Origin of the sequence: Papillibacter cinnamivorans DSM 12816, assembly GCF_900176335.1 — a bacterium.
Classification (GTDB): Bacteria; Bacillota; Clostridia; order Oscillospirales; family Oscillospiraceae; genus Papillibacter; species Papillibacter cinnamivorans.
Map to the genome: position 1 here is coordinate 169,169 of NZ_FWXW01000005.1, position 15,728 is coordinate 184,896.

Sequence of the window (15,728 nt, forward strand, 5' to 3'; positions counted from 1 at the left end):
TGGGTTATTTTCCCGGTTTTGTGGACAATACCAAAATTCGGCTGATTATTACATTTTCACCAATTATTTATGTATTTTGTGGATATTTTTAGATGTATTGTACAATTATAATATCATACATCCCGAATCCTGTCTACTCTCTTCTTTAATTTTCCCTGAAATAGCAAGGCGTCCGGTCCCTGAAGGAGCCGGACACCTCTGCTTATTCTGTTTATTCCACCGGAGAGGATACGCAGGCGGGGTACTGCTCCCTGTCCCACTTGTAGCTGTTTTCCATCTCATCGTCGGACCGCATCAGGAACCATTCGCTCCCCTGCAGGTCCCCCATGGCTGTGTCCACATGATAATACCGCCCGTCCAGCTCCACGATGTTCCAGAAGTGCTCTGCTCCCTTGACCGTCCCCTGCACCACCTGACAATCGATCCCCGCGGCGGAGCACAAAAGCCGGAAAGCCAGGGCATAACCCTCGGAAAGGGCCTTCCCCTCCACCAGTGCGCCGTAAGCGTTATAGGCGTTGTTCTTGACGAAACCGGGCTGGGCGGAAGCCTTTTCCGTCCCGGTATCGTATTCCGTCGCGGCAATCAGGATGTCATAGAGGTCGCCGACCTTCTTCTCATCCGTCATGGGGGAAAGCCGCGATACCATTTCCCAGGCCTCCGCCGCTGTCTGTTCCTTCATCTTTTCCAGCACGTCCGCATCCAGGGGATAGGTCAGCCGGATCTCCACCACCCGCTGGGTTCCGCTGTCGGGATACAGACTCACGGTGACTTCCGGCATGCCGAAGGCCGCCTGGGGGGAATCGTAATACGCGCTTTTCACCAGGGCCTGAATGTAAGACTCGTCCTCGGTAAAATAGGTAATGCGCAGGGCCAGCTCAGGGCCGAATTTAAGAAGGACAGTCTGGATCTCCTCCCGGATGGCGCTGCTGCCCGTGGCATTCTTTACCGCGCGGATCTGCTGGGCGTCCCGCCGGTAGCTGATTTTCACGGAGACCTCGTAATAGGACATGATCCGGTCATACTCGCTGGTCATATAATCCACGGCATAGGCCCCCAGGGGATCGTCCCGGGTGACCTCCAGGCAGGCGGCCGCAACATCCGCGTCCACATCCCCCTGGTAGTCGTACAGCCGGATCTTCCCCTCTTCGGAGGCCTCCGAAACCAGATATAATATGGCGTTGACCAGCTCCTGATAATTGCCGGCCCGGAGAACGGAGGACTCCTCCACATACTGCTCGGCATGAGGCTCCACGGACAAGGTGTTCCGGTCCAGCAGCGAGCATCCGGAAAGGGGAACGGCAAGGAGCAAAACCAGGCAAAAGACCCGCTTTTTCACCTGTTTCCCCCTTTCCCGCGGAAAGCGCCCGCCCTCCGCGCCGTTTCGTATGTACCTTATTTTTGGAAAACTGTGAGTCCCTTTCGGAATCAGAAGCCCAGGTTTTCCCGGATAAGCACGACCTCCATAAGCTGGGTTTTGCTCATCCTCTTCCATAAAACCGACATCCCGTTGCAGATCCTGCCGGAGCTCTGGCAGTCGTAGCATTTGTCTGCCTTGACGGTGCAGGGCGTTCCCGTATTCAGCCGCCGGGCGTTGAGAGGAGCGGCAACGTTTTTTGCCCGCCAGACGGCGCTGTCGTAATCCGGGGTGATCTTATTCATCCCCACGATGAAGAAAATCCGCTTATGTCCATAGAGCATGGAGGCAATCCGGTTGCCCGCCCCGTCGATGTTCACGATCTCCCCGGTCTCGGCTATGGCGTTGGCCGAGGTGAGAAAGACCTCCGAAACCTGCGCCTCGGGAGGAACTGCAAAATTGGGCTGTTTCCAGTGCCAATACACCTTGTTGTGGGTCACCAGCCTGTCGTAAAGGCCCATGTCCCGGATGGTGACGGAGCCGCCGATGCCCACGTCGGTCCCGTCTATGGCCTTGTCCAGATAATCCATAGCCTCCGCCGCACTGCTGAATTCCCGATAGGAGAATCCGTTTTTCGTCAGGTTCTTCTGTAATTTTTCCAGATCCATGTTTTACTCCTTTCCCCGCGCGGGCGGTGTCAAGCCGCACGCTACATCTTGTCATAACTGCCGAACCCCGAGCCGAGCACCTCGTGGGCCTCGCACACGATCATGAAGGCGTCCGGGTCGATGGATTTGATGAGATTTTTCAGGTCCACGATCTGTCTGCGCTTGAAGGCGCAGAGAATCACATTTTTGCTGGCGCCGGTATAGGTTCCCTTGCCGTAGAGAATCGTGGCCCCCCGGTCCAGGTCATCCCGGATTGCGGCGGAGAGCGCCTCGGACTTATCGCTGATGATATAGGCCACCTTGGCGTAGTCCATGCCGTAGAGCACCGTGTCCAGCACCATGGAGCTGATGTACAGGGCGATGATTCCGTAAAGGGCGCTGTTCACCTTCTGAAAGACCAGGGCAGCCGCCGTAATGACCACGATGTCCAGGATAAGCATCAGCCGCCCCATGGGAAGATAGGCAAATTTCAGCCGCAGCAGCCGGGCGACGATGTCGCTGCCTCCGGTGGTTGCCCCGTTTGCAAAGATTACTCCCAAAGACAGGCCCAGAAAAACGCCGCCGTATATGGACGCAAGAAGCGGTTCCATGGGCTGGAAGGTATATGCGGAAGCGATGAGGTCAATGAGGACGGAGCTGAGGGCCATGGTGAACAGAGAGCTTATGAGAAACCTTCCGCCGATGATTCGCCAGCTCACGATAAACAGGGGGATATTGAGAATAATGATTAATACGCCCACGGGCGGAACACCCAGCAGAGCGTTGACAATCATGGAAATACCGGTCACGCCGCCATAGGCGATGCCGTTGGGCACAAAAAACCAGTCGAAGGCCACGGCGTAGAGCGCCGACGCGGCAATGAGCCAAACCGCCGTTACCGCCAGTTTTCGCGGGTTATTGAGGCGTTTCATGACGTATCCCTCGGTTCCTTCCTCCGCCGGGCGCTCCGGAAAACCCGGGCTCCCATCATCTATACCGGCGGCGCAAAGGACCGCCGGACTCATTCAAAGAGATCCAACTGTTTGTCCCCGCTGTCCTGCTCCTTCAGCAGAGCGCCCGCGGCGGGAAGGCTGCGGACCCGGTAGCGGGCAATGTTCACGATACCGGAAGACTCCGCCGGAAGCACCTTGTCCAGCGAATACTTGGGTTTCAGGGTCATAACGCCCACCCCCAGGGTGGTACGGGTGGTCTTGGGAGCCAGGGCGGCGGTGCTGAAAATGAGAGCTCTCGGTTCGGTGGAATACACCGCCAGCTCCGTGTCCTCCGCAAGCTTCAGAATGCATACCAAGGGGCTCTTGTCGGAATAGGCCCCGGTGAGCCTTCGGCGGTTGGAGACGGTCCTGTATTCCGCAAGGGCGATCCTTGCCGCCTTCCCGTTTTTGAAGAAGAAAAGAAGGCTTCCCGAATAGTCCCCGGACGGGCAGAGGAAGGCCACGCTCTCCCCCTCGTCCATTCCCAGCTTGGAGGGCAGGTAATCTCCCAAAACGGAGGCCTTGGAATCTTCAAACTCGTTCAGCCGCGCCTTGTAAACCTGCTGCCGGTCGGTGAAGACCAGGATCTCCTCCCGGTTGGTGCACTCGTAGGAGAGGCGGGGGCCGTCGTCCTGCTTGTATTTCTGTTCCCCGCTCATCCGGAGGGACAGGGGGGTGATTTTTTTGAAGTACCCTTCCCGGGACAGGAAAAGGTGAACGGGATAGTCGGGCGTCTCCTCCTCCGCGGCCGCCGCGGGCTCGTGATCGTATACGATCTCCGTTCTGCGGGGTACGGCGTATTTTTTCATTACGTTCTGGAGCTCGTCCACAATGATCTTTTTCACCCGCTGGGGTTTTTCAAGGATATCCTCCAGCTCGGCGATTTCGCCCTCCAGGGCGGCGGTCTCCTCCACCCGTTTGAGGATGTACTCCCGGTTGATATTGCGCAGTTTGATCTCGGCCACATACTCCGCCTGGACCTCGTCGATACCGAAGCCGATCATCAGGTTCGGCACCACCTCGGCCTCTTCCTCGGTCTGGCGGATGATCTGGATCGCCCTGTCGATGTCCAGGAGGATCTTTTTCAGGCCCTTTAACAGATGGAGTTTTTCCTTCTTCTTTCCCAGTTCATAGTATACTCTTCTGCGGACACAATCAATCCTCCAGGCGGTCCATTCCTCGAGAATTTCCTTCACTCCCATGACCCGGGGCGTCCCGGCGATGAGAATGTTGAAATTGCAGGAGACGTTGTCCATAAGGGGGGTCTTCTGCATCAGCTTCTGCATGAGCTTTTCCGGGTCGGTTCCGCGCTTCAAGTCGACGGTGAGCTTGAGCCCGCTTAAATCGGTCTCATCCCGCATATCCGCGATCTCCCGGATCTTTCCCTGTTTAATGAGCTCGGCGACCTTGTCCATCACGGCCTCCACCGTGGTGGAATAGGGAATCTCGTAGATCTCGATCATATTTTCCGTCTTCAGGTACCGCCAGCGGGAACGGAGGCGGATGGAGCCCCGGCCGGTGCGGTACAGCTCCGCCAGGGCTGCGTGATCGTATAAAAGCTCCCCGCCCGTAGGAAAATCCGGCGCTTTGAGGGTGGCGAACAGATCGTGTTCCGGATTTCTGAGGTACTCGATCTCGGTTTGGCAGACCTCCCCCAGGCTGAAGCCGCACATGGAGCTGGCCATGCCCACGGCAATCCCCTGGTTGGCGCTCACCAGAACATTGGGAAAAGCGGTGGGCAGAAGGGTCGGCTCCTTCATGGAGTTGTCGTAGTTGTCGGCAAAGTCCACGGTATCCTTGTCGATATCGCGGAAAAATTCCCCGCAGATGGAGTCCAGCCGGACCTCGGTGTACCGGGAAGCGGCATAGGCCATGTCCCGGGAATAGACCTTGCCGAAGTTGCCCTTGGAATCCACCAGGGGATGAAGCAGAGCCCCATATCCGCGGGACAGGCGTACCATAGTCTCATAGATGGCGGCGTCCCCGTGGGGGTTTAATTTCATGGTCTGGCCCACCACGTTTGCCGATTTTGTGCGGTTTCCCCCCAGAAGGTTCATCTTGTACATGGTGTACAGGAGCTTCCGATGGGAGGGCTTGAGCCCGTCAATCTCGGGGATGGCCCGGGAAACGATGACGCTCATGGCGTAGGGCATGTAATTGACTTCCAGAGTCTCGGTGATGGGCTGTTCCATCACCCGGGCGGAAAGCCCTTCCACGCCGGGCATGGAGCGCTTCGGCTCCGCCCGGGAATCGCTTTTCTTTTTCGCCATATCATCCATCCTCGCAAATTGAATCTGAGTACATCAGGAGATGTCCGCCAGCTCCAGGTATTTATAGCCGTTTTCGGCGATATGCTCCTTGCGCCCCGCGAGATTGTCCCCCAAAAGAAGGTCGAAATACCGGGCGGTTGCCTCCGTCCCGGCGGGCATCACCTTGATGAGCCTGCGGCTTTCGGGATTCATGGTGGTCATCCACATCATTTCCGGCTCATTTTCCCCCAGCCCCTTGGAACGGGAGACGGTGTACTTCGCGTTCCCCAGCTTCTGGAGAATATCCGTCTTCTCCCGGTCGGTGTAGGCAAAATAGGTCCTGTCCTTCGCCGTTATCTCAAAGAGGGGCGACTCGGCGATGTATACGTACCCCTCCCGGATGAGAGCCGGGGCCAGACGGAACAGCATGGTGAGAATCAGGGTGCGGATCTGGAAGCCGTCCACGTCGGCGTCGGTGCAGATGATGATCTTGTTCCAGCGCAAGCTCCCCAAATCGAAGGAGGAAAGCTCCTTCCCGTGCTTCCCCGGGACCTCCACGCCGCAGCCCAGGACCTTGATGAGGTCGGTGATGATCTCGCTTTTGAAGATCTTGCCATAGTCGGCCTTCAGGCAGTTGAGGATTTTGCCACGGACGGGCATGATGCCCTGAAATTCCGCGTCCCGGCTTAATTTGCAGGCCCCCAGGGCGGAATCTCCCTCCACCACGTAGAGCTCCCGGCGGTTTACGTCCCGGGTGCGGCAGTCCACGAATTTTTCCACCCGGTTGGCAATGTCCAGGCCCCCGGAGAGCTTCTTCTTGACATTCAGCCGGGCCTTCTCCGCCGTTTCGCGGCTTCTTTTGTTGATGAGCACCTGTTCGGCCACCTTGTCCGCCTCGGCGGGGTTCTCTATGAAATAGACCTCCAACTGGGAGCGGAAAAAATCCGTCATGGCCTCCTGAATGAACTTGTTCGTGATGGCCTTCTTGGTCTGATTTTCATAGGAGGTCTGGGTGGAAAAACAGTTGGTGATCAGAATAAGGCAGTCCTGAATGTCGCCGAAGGTGATTTTGCTCTCGTTTTTCTGATATTTTCCGCCCTGGCGCAGAAGGGCGTCCACCGCGGAAACAAAGCCGCTCCTGGCGGCTTTTTCCGGGGCTCCCCCGTGCTCCAGCCAAGAGGAGTTGTGATAATACTCGATGCAGTTTATGGAATTGGAAAAGCAGAAGGCCGCCGAGAGCTTCACCTTGTATTCGGGCTTGTCCTCCCGGTCCCGGCCCCGGCGCTCGGTCTGGCAGAAATAGGGCTGAGTGAACGCGGTCTCCCCCGCCAGCTCCTTCACGTAATCCACGATGCCGTTTTCATATCTAAATTCCGTGGTCTCGAACTTCCCATTCACCTGGCTGCGGAAGACGAAGCTCACCCCGGCGTTCACCACCGCCTGGCGGCGGAGCATATCCGTAAAATACTCCGGGGGCACGTCTATATCGGTGAATACCTCCCGGTCCGGCTTCCAGCGGATGAGGGAGCCGGTCTTCTTCCTGGTTGTGGGCTCCTTCTGAAGCCCTCCCACGTTTTCTCCCTTTTCAAAGTGCAGCCTGTACTGGAATCCGTCCCGCCAGACGGTTACGTCCATGTACTCCGAGGCATACTGGGTGGCGCAGGAACCCAGGCCGTTGAGGCCCAGAGAGTATTCGTAGCTCTCCCCCGCCTCATTGTCGTATTTTCCGCCGGCGTATAGCTCGCAGAAAACCAGCTCCCAGTTGTACCTCTCCTCCGCGGGATTGTAATCCACCGGGCAGCCACGGCCGAAATCCTCCACCTCGAAGGAGCCGTCCGAATACCTGGTGACGTTGATGACGCTGCCGTACCCCTCCCGAGCCTCGTCGATGGAGTTGGACACGATCTCAAAGACCGCGTGCTCGCAGCCCTCCAACCCATCGGAGCCGAAGATCACCCCGGGGCGTTTGCGCACCCGGTCGGCTCCCTTCAGAGAGGAGATGCTCTCGTTTCCGTAACTTTTTCCGGCTTTTTTCATACGGCCTATCTTCATCCTTCCCATCCCGCGGGCCTGTCCTCTCCCGGGGGCGCATTTCCTGCGTATATCCGATAAAACGGCCGGCATCTTCCTATTCCGCCGGATTCCGAGCCGCTTTTGCTTCCATTTGATCTAAATATTGTGCACCAGGCCTTTTACGGCCACCGTATGTATTTATCATACACAATTTTCCTCTCTCCTGTCAAGGTGGAGAGGACCGATTCGGGTGATGCCGGCCGGACCGAAGCTCCCGGGCTCCGGACAAAAAGAAATCGCGGGAGGATGGAATCCATACCGAGAGCGCCGCAGTCATCCTCCAACCGAAGGACATACCCGCAAGGGCCTGCATATCGCGCTATTCCGGTTTCTCCACACACTCCCGCGATCCTTTTTTATCGAATCCGCCTTTTCAAATCACTTTGAGAACGGATTACATCGAACACACGACCATCCTTCTCTCCGTCTTCCGACAAAGAAAATCGTGATCCAGCCGGTCCGCGCCAACCTCCTGAAAGTTCTCGGGGGGCCGGCCGTTTCGACCTTTTTTTGTGTCCGAGCATAGTATGTTCGGCTTTTCGGCGGGTATGCTTTGAAATTTCTGACTTTCGCGGAAAGAAGCGGTTTATCACAGCCATGCCGGAATCTAAACGGAAGGCCGGCCAAAATAAGATACCTCATTTTTCGGTGATACTGTATAATTATTTTTTATAAAGCAAATCAAAAAGTCCCGCCGGGGAATCTAATAGATGAACCTGCAGGTTCAAACCGGGAAGGAGCGGCGCGAATGGATATAAACGAGTTTACCGCTCGTACGGAAGGTCTGAAAACTCGTCTTTACCGCACGGCAGTCTTATATCTGGGCAGTGAAAGCCTGGCTCTGGAGGCTGTGGACGAAACCGTCTTCCGGGGACTGCGTGCTTTGAAGCAGCTGCACCGGCCGGAGTATTTCGAAACGTGGATGACGCGGATTTTGATCAACGAATGCAAAAAAGAGCTGCGGCACAGGAAACGGGAACAGCCCCTGGAAGCGCTTGCCGAAACGCCGGCGGAAGCGTTTGACGCTCTGCCGCTGAAAACGGCGATTCTTAGTCTGCCGCAGGAGCTGAAGGAGGTCGTCATCCTCCGGTATTTTTCAGGCTGCACCCTCGCCGAAACGGCGCAGTGCCTTGAAATACCGCAGGGAACGGCAGCCACCAGGCAGCGGCGCGCGCTCCGCCTGCTGAAACTGGAACTTTCGGAGGAGGAATAGCCTGTGAACAGAAAAGAGGAATATTGGAACCTTCTCAAAGAGCTTGATACCGCTCCGCCCGCCCTTGAGCACACCATCACGCGGGCAAAGGCAAGGGTAAAAAGAACCAATCGGATACGCCGTTTTTTTACGATACCCGTAAGCAGCATCGCGGCCTTTCTCATTGCGTTTATAACGATCGTAAACGTATCCACGACCTTCGCGATGGCCTGCGGTCAGATCCCCCTGCTGCGCGAGCTCGCCGCCGCCGTGGCGTTTTCGCCCTCCCTCAAAGCGGCTGTGGAAAACGAGTACGTGCAGCCCATGGGGTTCGAGCAGAGTGAAAACGGCATCACCATGCGGGTCGAGTACGTGATCGTCGATCAAAAGCAGCTGAACATCTTCTATTCCCTCCAGTCTCAGATTTACTCCCATATGGACGCAGCCCCCGACATCGAAAGTCCCGACGGCACGCCCATGGAAGGCTACAGTATCATAAGCGGCAGCTTCGGCAGCGAAAACGGCGATCTTCGCCGCATCACAGTGGATTTTACCGACGGAGATATGCCGGGCAGCCTGCTGCTTACCTGCAGGGTGCACGATAACGGAAGCGATGTTACCGCCGTCCCCGTACCGGATGATCCCGGCAATACGGAAGCATACGCAGAACCCGAACCGATCTCCACCTTTGCCTTCCCCCTTACCTTCGACCCGACTTACACGGGGAAGGGCGAGGTCATAACCCTGAATCAGATCTTCGAGCTGAACGGGCAGCAGCTCACGGCGACCACCGTCGAAATCTATCCCACCCATATCCGCCTGAATCTCGCCGACAGCAAGGACAATACGGCATGGCTTCAATCCCTCACGTTTTACCTGGAAAACGAAAAGGGCGAGAAATTCGAGGCCATCACCAACGGGATTACCGCCACGGGTTCCGTCGATTCCCCTTTCATGGCGTCCCACCGCCTGGAAAGCTCTTTTTTCTCAGGCAGCCGGCATCTGACGCTGTATATCACGGACGCTGTCTGGCTGGACAAAGACATGGAGCGCGTAAAGATCGATCTGGCCGGCGGGACGGCCGAGACGCTGCCCGAGGGCGTGGAGCTGATACAGGCCGTGCGCGGCGGCGACGGCTGGCAGCTGATGTTCGCCGGCGTCGAGCGCACGGAAAACGCTTCGTACCAGCTGTTCGGAACCACGTATTACGACGAGGCGGGCAGCAAATACGAATACGACAGCTGGTCGACGGAGACCGGCGGCTACTATGACGAGGCGACCGAAAGGCATGTGGAAGCGCCGGGCGGATTTCTGGTCCGGTTTGCGCTGAAAGACTACCCTTACGATACCGTCTTCCTCTCGCCGTGCTTCTCGCGGACGGTCCATCTGGAAACGCCCGTGGAAATCCAAGTGAAGTAACGCAGCAGAACAAGCGACTTTAGAGGCGTCCCTGCGTGCCGTCGGCACCTGGGGACGCCTCTTATTTTTAGAAATCCGCAGGAGGCTACGGGAGGTTTTTGCTCCGGAAATGAATAAGCTCTGGAATATTTGTCCAAAATTTTGATATACATGAACAGAGGGGGAATCGCCCATGTCGGATACAGCCAAGGTCTTTCCTTTTCGGAAACGCCAGGAAACGGAAGAAGAGACGGAGCGCCGGGAGCTGCTCCTGTCGCTGAAGGACACTCAGAGGCTCATCCGCCAGGCTTACCTGGAATTCAACACCGCAAAGGACCCGGAGCTCATCGAAGCGTGCGTCTACGAGATCAATTCCCTGCAGGCCCGGTACGCCTATCTCCTGCGCCGGATCAAGGAGTGCGGCGGCGCCGCCCCGGAGCTTCTGGGAAGCTGGGGCCGGCCCCGGGAAGAAGATTAGAAACCTGAGGCCGCCGCCTTACCACCCCGTCATATCAACCGGGCTCCGGCGGGGCCGGAGCCCCAAAGCGAGGTTTCGTGAAAATGGAGATCCTTCAGAAAGCGCTGCTGTTTCTCTTTGTCGTGCTGGCGGTCGTCGGGGTGGTCCGCCTCTTCCGGACGCCGCTTCGGATCGCGGCCAAGATCATATTGAACACCATCCTGGGTTTTGCGGGCCTTATCCTTCTGAATCTTGCCGCGCCCTTCACCGGTATCGCCCTGGGGGTCAACCTGTTCAACGCCGTGGTGATCGGGGTGCTGGGGCTCCCTGGCTTCGCGCTGCTGCTGCTGGTGCGGTGGATTCTGCTTACATAAATCCAATCTGGCCAATTAGGAAAACCAGGCGGGCTCCGTCCGCCTTTAAAGGATGGCGCGATGAACGCGCCGTCCTTTTGGCTTTGAATTGTCCTGCGCTAAGTCATAGAGCCTGAGATTCCGGCAGATATCATCAGCGCCGCGGCGGGACAATCCCGCCGCGGCGCTTTCCATGAGATCTATGTATAAAAACTAAGCCTTTACTCCGATGAGCCGGGCGAAGGTCCCGCCCAGGAGCTTTTGCTGCACCTCTTTGTCGGGAAACAGGCGCTCCAGGCGGCGTTTGATGAAGCCGATGTCGAAGGTGCCGTCGGGGCGATGGATTCCGAAAGGTCCGTCGGTACCGAACATGCATTTGTCGGGGCCCAGGGCTTTCACTACGCTGACGGTCATCGCCTCTCCCAGATAGGCGTCGGAGGACAGGTCGACGTACATATTGGGGACCTTGGCAAGACTCTCCCAGCAGTTGAAGAAATCCGGGAAGGCGGCGTGGGCCAAAATCACCGGCATATCGGGATGAGCCAGGGCTATTTTCCGGATGTTTTCAAACTGATCGTATGCCAGATGGAGGATCATGGGCTTTTTCAGCTCTTGCAGCCGCCGGGCCACCGGCTCCAGCGCCTCCACGGCGTAATGATGGTAGAAGGGATGGGCTTTGACTCCGATAAAAGCGGGGTGCTTTTCCCACCGTTTCAGCTCTTCCACCGGATTTATCTTTCCTTTCGGGCAGACCAGAACCCAGCCATAGAGCAGATCGGGGGCTTTGTCACAGGCGGCGAACACTCCCTCGTTGTCAGGTTCGAAGAAAATCGGATATTCCACGCCTCCCATGCGGATTCCCTTTTCGGTAAAATCGGCGATCACCCCCTTGAGCATGGGCTCGTATTCCTTATGACCCAGCGCCGCCTGGAGCTGGGCCAGGACCTCTTCCCCCAGTTCCGCCGAGAAGAACGGATTGATCTGTCCCATCAGGGCGATTTTATCGATGCCCTCCCGTTTCATTTCCGCCCGTTTTCTCATCAAATCAAACTCGTCCGGATAATAGTGATAATGACAATCGATGACCATAAGATACCTCCTCACCGTATTTTGTTCTTCCTGGGTGATTTGGGTATATTATATCATATATCTCCATTCCAAACAAATTATTCCGGCTTTCGCTGGGCTCGCCCGGAGCCGCGGAGCGCGCTTTCACCAGCGTCCGAGAACCCTTCTGGCGCAATCAGCTGCGTCCGTCCTGAAACCGGAAAAAGTCTCCCCGCCTCCTTCCTTCCGGCTCTTCCGGAAGGGGACGGCGGCGGGATTCTTTAGGTTCCCAATGATCCAGAGGGAGGCGCTGCATGGCCCGGAAGATTTTTTCCTTGAGGCCGGGATATTCTTTTTCCAGCCGGGCGGTGAGCTCCTTCACTTCCTGGCGCTTGGTGTCCCCGTTTGCCGGGCAGGCATTGTGCACCACGGGGAGGCCATAGCGCCGTGTAAGGGAGAGGGCGGTCCCCTCCCCCGCGTAGAGCATGGGCCGGATCTGGGTGACGCCGGTGCGGTCCAAATATGTCACGGGCTGAAAACAGGAGATCCGCCCTTCGAAAAGGAGCGACAGAAGGAAGGTCTCCACGGCGTCGTTGTGGTTGTGGGCCAGGGCGACCTTTTTGCAGCCTCTGGCCAGAGCGGCCGTATTCAAAGCCCCCCGGCGCATTTTGGCGCAGAGGGAACAGGGATTGGTCTCCTTCCGCTCCTCGAATATGACCTGATACATCCGGGTGGGTATCAGGGTGTACGGCACCTCAAGTCGGGAGCAAAGCTCCCGGACGCCGGAAAAGTCCATACCCGGCACTCCCATGTCCAGGGTAATCGCCTCCAGCTCATAGGGGACCGGATAGTATTTGCGAAGACCCGTCAGGGCGCACAGAAGGGATATGGAGTCCTTTCCCCCGGAAAGGCCCACGGCGATTCGGTCTCCCGGGGAGATCATATCATAGTCTTCGATACAGCGGCGCACCAGCCCCATGAGATACTGCACGTCAAGTCCTCCTTTACAAGGCAAACGCGAAAAATTGAATTCCATATGCAACAACAGGGAGTATCCGAGAGATAAACAGAGAAAACCGGAGTTTCCCGGGATGTAAATTTAATTTCTCTCTTTTTCTGTTGACAGCATTTTTGTTCTGTGTTATAGTATGTCGGTGGCCGAATCCGGACAGGTTCCCGCAGTTAAACTGCAGCCGCGGTTTCGGCAGAGCCATTGTATCCCGGCACCCGCCGTTCTGTAAAGAACCATTTTATTTTATTGATCTGAAAAGGACACATTGGAGGTTTCAGAATGTCCACGACATTTATGGCAAACAAGGGCAATACCGTGCGCAAATGGTATGTCCTGGACGCGGCGGGAAAGCCCCTGGGCAAGACCGCGACCACCGCTGCGACGATCCTTCGGGGCAAGCACAAGCCCGAATTCACACCTCACTCCGACTGCGGCGACTACGTCGTCATTATCAATGCGGAAAAAGCGGTCCTCACCGGCAAAAAGCTGGAACAGAAGATGTACCGCACCCATTCCGGCTACGCGGGACACCTGAAGGAAGTCAAGTACCGCCTTCTCATGGAGACCAAGCCCGAGCTTGCCATGCACCTTGCCGTCCGGGGAATGCTTCCCAGGAACACGGTAACCAAGGCGTCTCTCGTCCGCCTTAAGATTTTCAAGGGAAGCGAACACGAGCACGCCGCGCAGAAGCCCGAACCGTGGGCAGCGGAAACAGCGGGGAGGTAACCGGGAATGTATAAAAGCAAGAAGCCGTATCTGTACGGCACAGGAAGAAGAAAATCCTCCGTGGCCCGGGTGCATCTTTTCCAGGGCGGCACGGGTTCCATCACCATCAACGGCCGGGACATCGACGAGTATTTTGGGCTTGAGACCCTGAAGCTCATCACCCGGCAGCCCCTGGCAGCCACCGGCACTTTGGGCCGCGTGGACATCGAAGCCACCGTCCTGGGCGGCGGCGTCACCGGTCAGGCCGGCGCCCTGCGGCACGGCATCGCCAGAGCTCTCCTCCAGGTCAGCGAGGAATACAAACCTATCCTTAAGAAGGCCGGGTTCCTCACCCGCGACCCGAGAATGAAAGAGCGCAAGAAATACGGCCTCAAAGCCGCGAGGCGCGCTCCCCAGTTCTCCAAGAGATAGTCTGTACAATATTCAACGATATCGGACGATATCAAACAATATTCAATCATACAAACAAGGCTCGACGCTGTATATCGGCGTCGGGTCTTGTTTGGTATAGTGATGGACATGTTTTGCTTATTAAGTGGACTAGGTAATTTTTATATGATATTCTTATTATGAACTGTTGAAGTGAAGCACGGAGAAATGTTTATGAGCTATGATTACGTACTGTTTGACCTTGACGGTACATTGACAGATCCCGGCATAGGCATAACAAACTCTGTTATATATGCACTCAAAAAATATAATATCGAGGTTAATGATAGAAGCGAGCTGTATAAATTTATCGGGCCACCGTTGAGGGACTCTTTTGAAAAGTATTACGGGTTTTCAAAAGAGAAAGCAAAAATGGCTGTAGAATACTATCGAGAATATTATAAAGATAAGGGCCTATTTGAGAACTCAGTATATGCCGGAGTTGATGATTTGCTGAAAGAGTTGAAAGACAATGGCAAAACAATGATTGTAGCAACATCAAAACCAGAAGTATTTGCAAAACAAATATTAAAACATTTTGATCTTGCAAAATATTTCGCTTTCATAGCAGGCAGTCATCTCGATGGGACAAGAGTAAATAAGGATGAGGTAATTAAGTATGCCCTTGAAAGATGCAACATTATAGATGTAACAAAAGCAATCATGATTGGCGATAGAGCGCATGATATTTGGGGTGCGAAAAAGATAGGCATATCTTCAATTGGCGTTTTATTCGGATACGGAAATAGACTCGAACTTGAAAATGCGGGAGCAGATATTATTGTTGATGCGGTTGCAGATGTTGGAAGGGTTTTGTTGGCATAGCGATAATGATATGTAGTCAAATCTTGTCGCAAATCTGTCGCAACACGGTATAAAAGTCTTTGCTCATTGTTTAAGATAATAGACGATATTCAATGCAAGGTAAAAGATATTTAACGCTTTTAGATGCTTTTGATATGTACCGAAGCAATTCCAAGATGGCATGAAACCTCCAGGAGATAGTTTTAACATTTCAGCTTACAAAGGCCCGGCGCTATACAGCGCCGGGCCTTTTGATTTATATCGCCGTGGTTAAATATGGATTTAACTCCAAATATATGTTATCATGCTTGTATAAGCAGGTTAAGTCCATGTGTTGAATATGGGGGCATCCTATTTGAAAGATCTCAAAAAAACCTGTTTGATCTTGCACGGACAAAGACCACTAATTTTAATATCTGTAATTCTTGTTCTGCTTTTATCAATGGGATGGAAAGTACTTGTTTGCATTCTTAAGAGCAACGGCAAATACCTGTTCCTGAACAGAATGGTTTATTACGATGAACATGGCGTCTTCAACACGATAATTGTCGGTGCGATCGGCGTGATCTTATTTTTTATATTTCATAACAAAAAAGCAAGAGTTTTGATTTCCGTTCTCTGCATATCCGCATTGTTACTGTCCATTTCCGTCTCCAATGCTTTCTGGCCTCCCGACAGAGAATACTTTTCTTTTGTTTCTCCCGATAAACGAACTACTTTGATCATTGAAGAATGCTCCTGGCTTTTGGGCGGATGGAGCAACTGCTATGTTGAGATTAAACCATATTTATTGGAAAAGCTGGATTCCGATATTACAACAGACGATGGATACCGGCCTTTTTCCGCCGGCGATTATACAATTGACTGGGAAGATAATTTTGTTTTAATAACTTATGGTTTCGGAAATGCCGGAATACAAAAGGAATCTGTACTAAATCTAAGCGAATAGAAGATCCTCGTCTTTGCAGATTCGTCACAGCTACATACAGACCACG

Annotated in this window: 15 protein-coding genes; 8 read left to right on the top strand and 7 right to left on the bottom strand. The window is 54.8% G+C overall.

Features of this window, described 5'->3' with window-relative positions:
* Positions 1–211: 211 nt before the first annotated feature.
* From B9A13_RS09200 to B9A13_RS09220, 5 genes are all read right to left on the bottom strand, one after another.
* The gene (locus B9A13_RS09200) at positions 212–1,336 is read right to left on the bottom strand and encodes a transglutaminase domain-containing protein (protein ID WP_084234854.1); all 1,125 of its coding nucleotides are present in this window, start codon (positions 1,334–1,336) and stop codon (positions 212–214) included.
* Between the two features lie 89 nt (positions 1,337–1,425).
* Complete coding sequence (locus tag B9A13_RS09205; RefSeq protein WP_084234855.1) at positions 1,426–2,022, bottom strand: lactate utilization protein; 597 nt, start codon at positions 2,020–2,022, stop codon at positions 1,426–1,428.
* A 41-nt stretch (positions 2,023–2,063) separates the two neighbouring features.
* Positions 2,064–3,026 (bottom strand): YitT family protein, encoded by a 963-nt coding sequence (locus B9A13_RS09210; RefSeq protein WP_242942827.1) that lies wholly within the window; start codon positions 3,024–3,026, stop codon positions 2,064–2,066.
* Positions 3,023–5,263 carry a DNA gyrase/topoisomerase IV subunit A gene (locus tag B9A13_RS09215; protein ID WP_084234856.1) on the bottom strand — a complete coding sequence of 747 codons (2,241 nt, stop codon included), beginning with the start codon at positions 5,261–5,263 and terminating at the stop codon, positions 3,023–3,025. Before B9A13_RS09215 ends, B9A13_RS09210 begins: the two co-directional genes overlap by 4 nt.
* Before the next feature lie 33 nt (positions 5,264–5,296).
* Positions 5,297–7,279, bottom strand: a complete 1,983-nt coding sequence (locus B9A13_RS09220) for a DNA gyrase/topoisomerase IV subunit B (protein WP_084234970.1) — start codon at positions 7,277–7,279, stop codon at positions 5,297–5,299.
* A gap of 784 nt (positions 7,280–8,063) precedes the next feature.
* Here B9A13_RS09220 and B9A13_RS09225 point away from each other — a divergent pair.
* The 4 genes from B9A13_RS09225 (at position 8,064) to B9A13_RS09240 (ending at position 10,736) form a co-directional block, all read left to right on the top strand.
* Positions 8,064–8,528, top strand: a complete 465-nt coding sequence (locus tag B9A13_RS09225) for a sigma-70 family RNA polymerase sigma factor (RefSeq protein ID WP_084234857.1) — start codon at positions 8,064–8,066, stop codon at positions 8,526–8,528.
* Positions 8,529–8,531: 3 nt separating this feature from the next.
* Positions 8,532–9,926 carry a DUF4179 domain-containing protein gene (locus tag B9A13_RS09230; RefSeq protein WP_084234858.1) on the top strand — a complete coding sequence of 465 codons (1,395 nt, stop codon included), beginning with the start codon at positions 8,532–8,534 and terminating at the stop codon, positions 9,924–9,926.
* A 172-nt stretch (positions 9,927–10,098) separates the two neighbouring features.
* Positions 10,099–10,383, top strand: a complete 285-nt coding sequence (locus B9A13_RS09235; RefSeq protein WP_084234859.1) for a DUF2508 family protein — start codon at positions 10,099–10,101, stop codon at positions 10,381–10,383.
* Positions 10,384–10,466: 83 nt separating this feature from the next.
* Positions 10,467–10,736, top strand: coding sequence for a pro-sigmaK processing inhibitor BofA family protein (locus B9A13_RS09240; RefSeq protein ID WP_084234860.1), 270 nt, complete (start codon positions 10,467–10,469; stop codon positions 10,734–10,736).
* A gap of 192 nt (positions 10,737–10,928) precedes the next feature.
* Here B9A13_RS09240 and B9A13_RS09245 read toward each other — a convergent pair whose 3' ends face one another.
* Together B9A13_RS09245 and B9A13_RS09250 are read right to left on the bottom strand one after the other, a co-directional pair.
* Positions 10,929–11,804 carry an amidohydrolase family protein gene (locus tag B9A13_RS09245; RefSeq protein WP_084234861.1) on the bottom strand — a complete coding sequence of 292 codons (876 nt, stop codon included), beginning with the start codon at positions 11,802–11,804 and terminating at the stop codon, positions 10,929–10,931.
* A 154-nt stretch (positions 11,805–11,958) separates the two neighbouring features.
* The gene (locus tag B9A13_RS09250; protein ID WP_242942828.1) at positions 11,959–12,753 is read right to left on the bottom strand and encodes a tRNA 2-thiocytidine biosynthesis TtcA family protein; all 795 of its coding nucleotides are present in this window, start codon (positions 12,751–12,753) and stop codon (positions 11,959–11,961) included.
* A 300-nt stretch (positions 12,754–13,053) separates the two neighbouring features.
* On the opposite strand from B9A13_RS09250, the gene rplM reads away from it, so the two are divergent.
* The 4 genes from rplM to B9A13_RS09270 all read left to right on the top strand — a co-directional run bounded on the left by rplM (position 13,054) and on the right by B9A13_RS09270 (position 15,682).
* Complete coding sequence (gene rplM, locus B9A13_RS09255; protein WP_084234862.1) at positions 13,054–13,500, top strand: 50S ribosomal protein L13; 447 nt, start codon at positions 13,054–13,056, stop codon at positions 13,498–13,500.
* Positions 13,501–13,506: 6 nt separating this feature from the next.
* Positions 13,507–13,911: a 30S ribosomal protein S9 gene (gene rpsI / locus B9A13_RS09260; RefSeq protein WP_084234863.1), complete on the top strand. Its 405-nt coding sequence runs from the start codon at positions 13,507–13,509 to the stop codon at positions 13,909–13,911.
* 186 nt (positions 13,912–14,097) lie between these two features.
* Positions 14,098–14,754, top strand: coding sequence for an HAD family hydrolase (locus B9A13_RS09265; protein WP_084234864.1), 657 nt, complete (start codon positions 14,098–14,100; stop codon positions 14,752–14,754).
* Between the two features lie 334 nt (positions 14,755–15,088).
* Entirely contained in the window at positions 15,089–15,682 is a 594-nt protein-coding gene (locus tag B9A13_RS09270; protein ID WP_084234865.1) for a hypothetical protein, read from the top strand.
* The last annotated feature ends 46 nt before the right edge of the window (positions 15,683–15,728 follow it).

Excerpts from the sequence above, each read along its gene's own strand:
- rpsI (WP_084234863.1), top strand. The coding sequence starts at position 13,507 with ATGTATAAAAGCAAGAAGCCGTATCTGTACGGCACAGGAAGAAGAAAA.
- B9A13_RS09235 (WP_084234859.1), top strand. The coding sequence starts at position 10,099 with ATGTCGGATACAGCCAAGGTCTTTCCTTTTCGGAAACGCCAGGAAACG.
- B9A13_RS09240 (WP_084234860.1), top strand. The coding sequence starts at position 10,467 with ATGGAGATCCTTCAGAAAGCGCTGCTGTTTCTCTTTGTCGTGCTGGCG.
- rplM (WP_084234862.1), top strand. The coding sequence starts at position 13,054 with ATGTCCACGACATTTATGGCAAACAAGGGCAATACCGTGCGCAAATGG.
- B9A13_RS09215 (WP_084234856.1), bottom strand. The coding sequence starts at position 5,263 with ATGGCGAAAAAGAAAAGCGATTCCCGGGCGGAGCCGAAGCGCTCCATG.
- B9A13_RS09220 (WP_084234970.1), bottom strand. The coding sequence starts at position 7,279 with ATGAAAAAAGCCGGAAAAAGTTACGGAAACGAGAGCATCTCCTCTCTG.
- B9A13_RS09245 (WP_084234861.1), bottom strand. The coding sequence starts at position 11,804 with ATGGTCATCGATTGTCATTATCACTATTATCCGGACGAGTTTGATTTG.
- B9A13_RS09225 (WP_084234857.1), top strand. The coding sequence starts at position 8,064 with ATGGATATAAACGAGTTTACCGCTCGTACGGAAGGTCTGAAAACTCGT.
- B9A13_RS09265 (WP_084234864.1), top strand. The coding sequence starts at position 14,098 with ATGTTTATGAGCTATGATTACGTACTGTTTGACCTTGACGGTACATTG.
- B9A13_RS09210 (WP_242942827.1), bottom strand. The coding sequence starts at position 3,026 with ATGAGTCCGGCGGTCCTTTGCGCCGCCGGTATAGATGATGGGAGCCCG.
- B9A13_RS09205 (WP_084234855.1), bottom strand. The coding sequence starts at position 2,022 with ATGGATCTGGAAAAATTACAGAAGAACCTGACGAAAAACGGATTCTCC.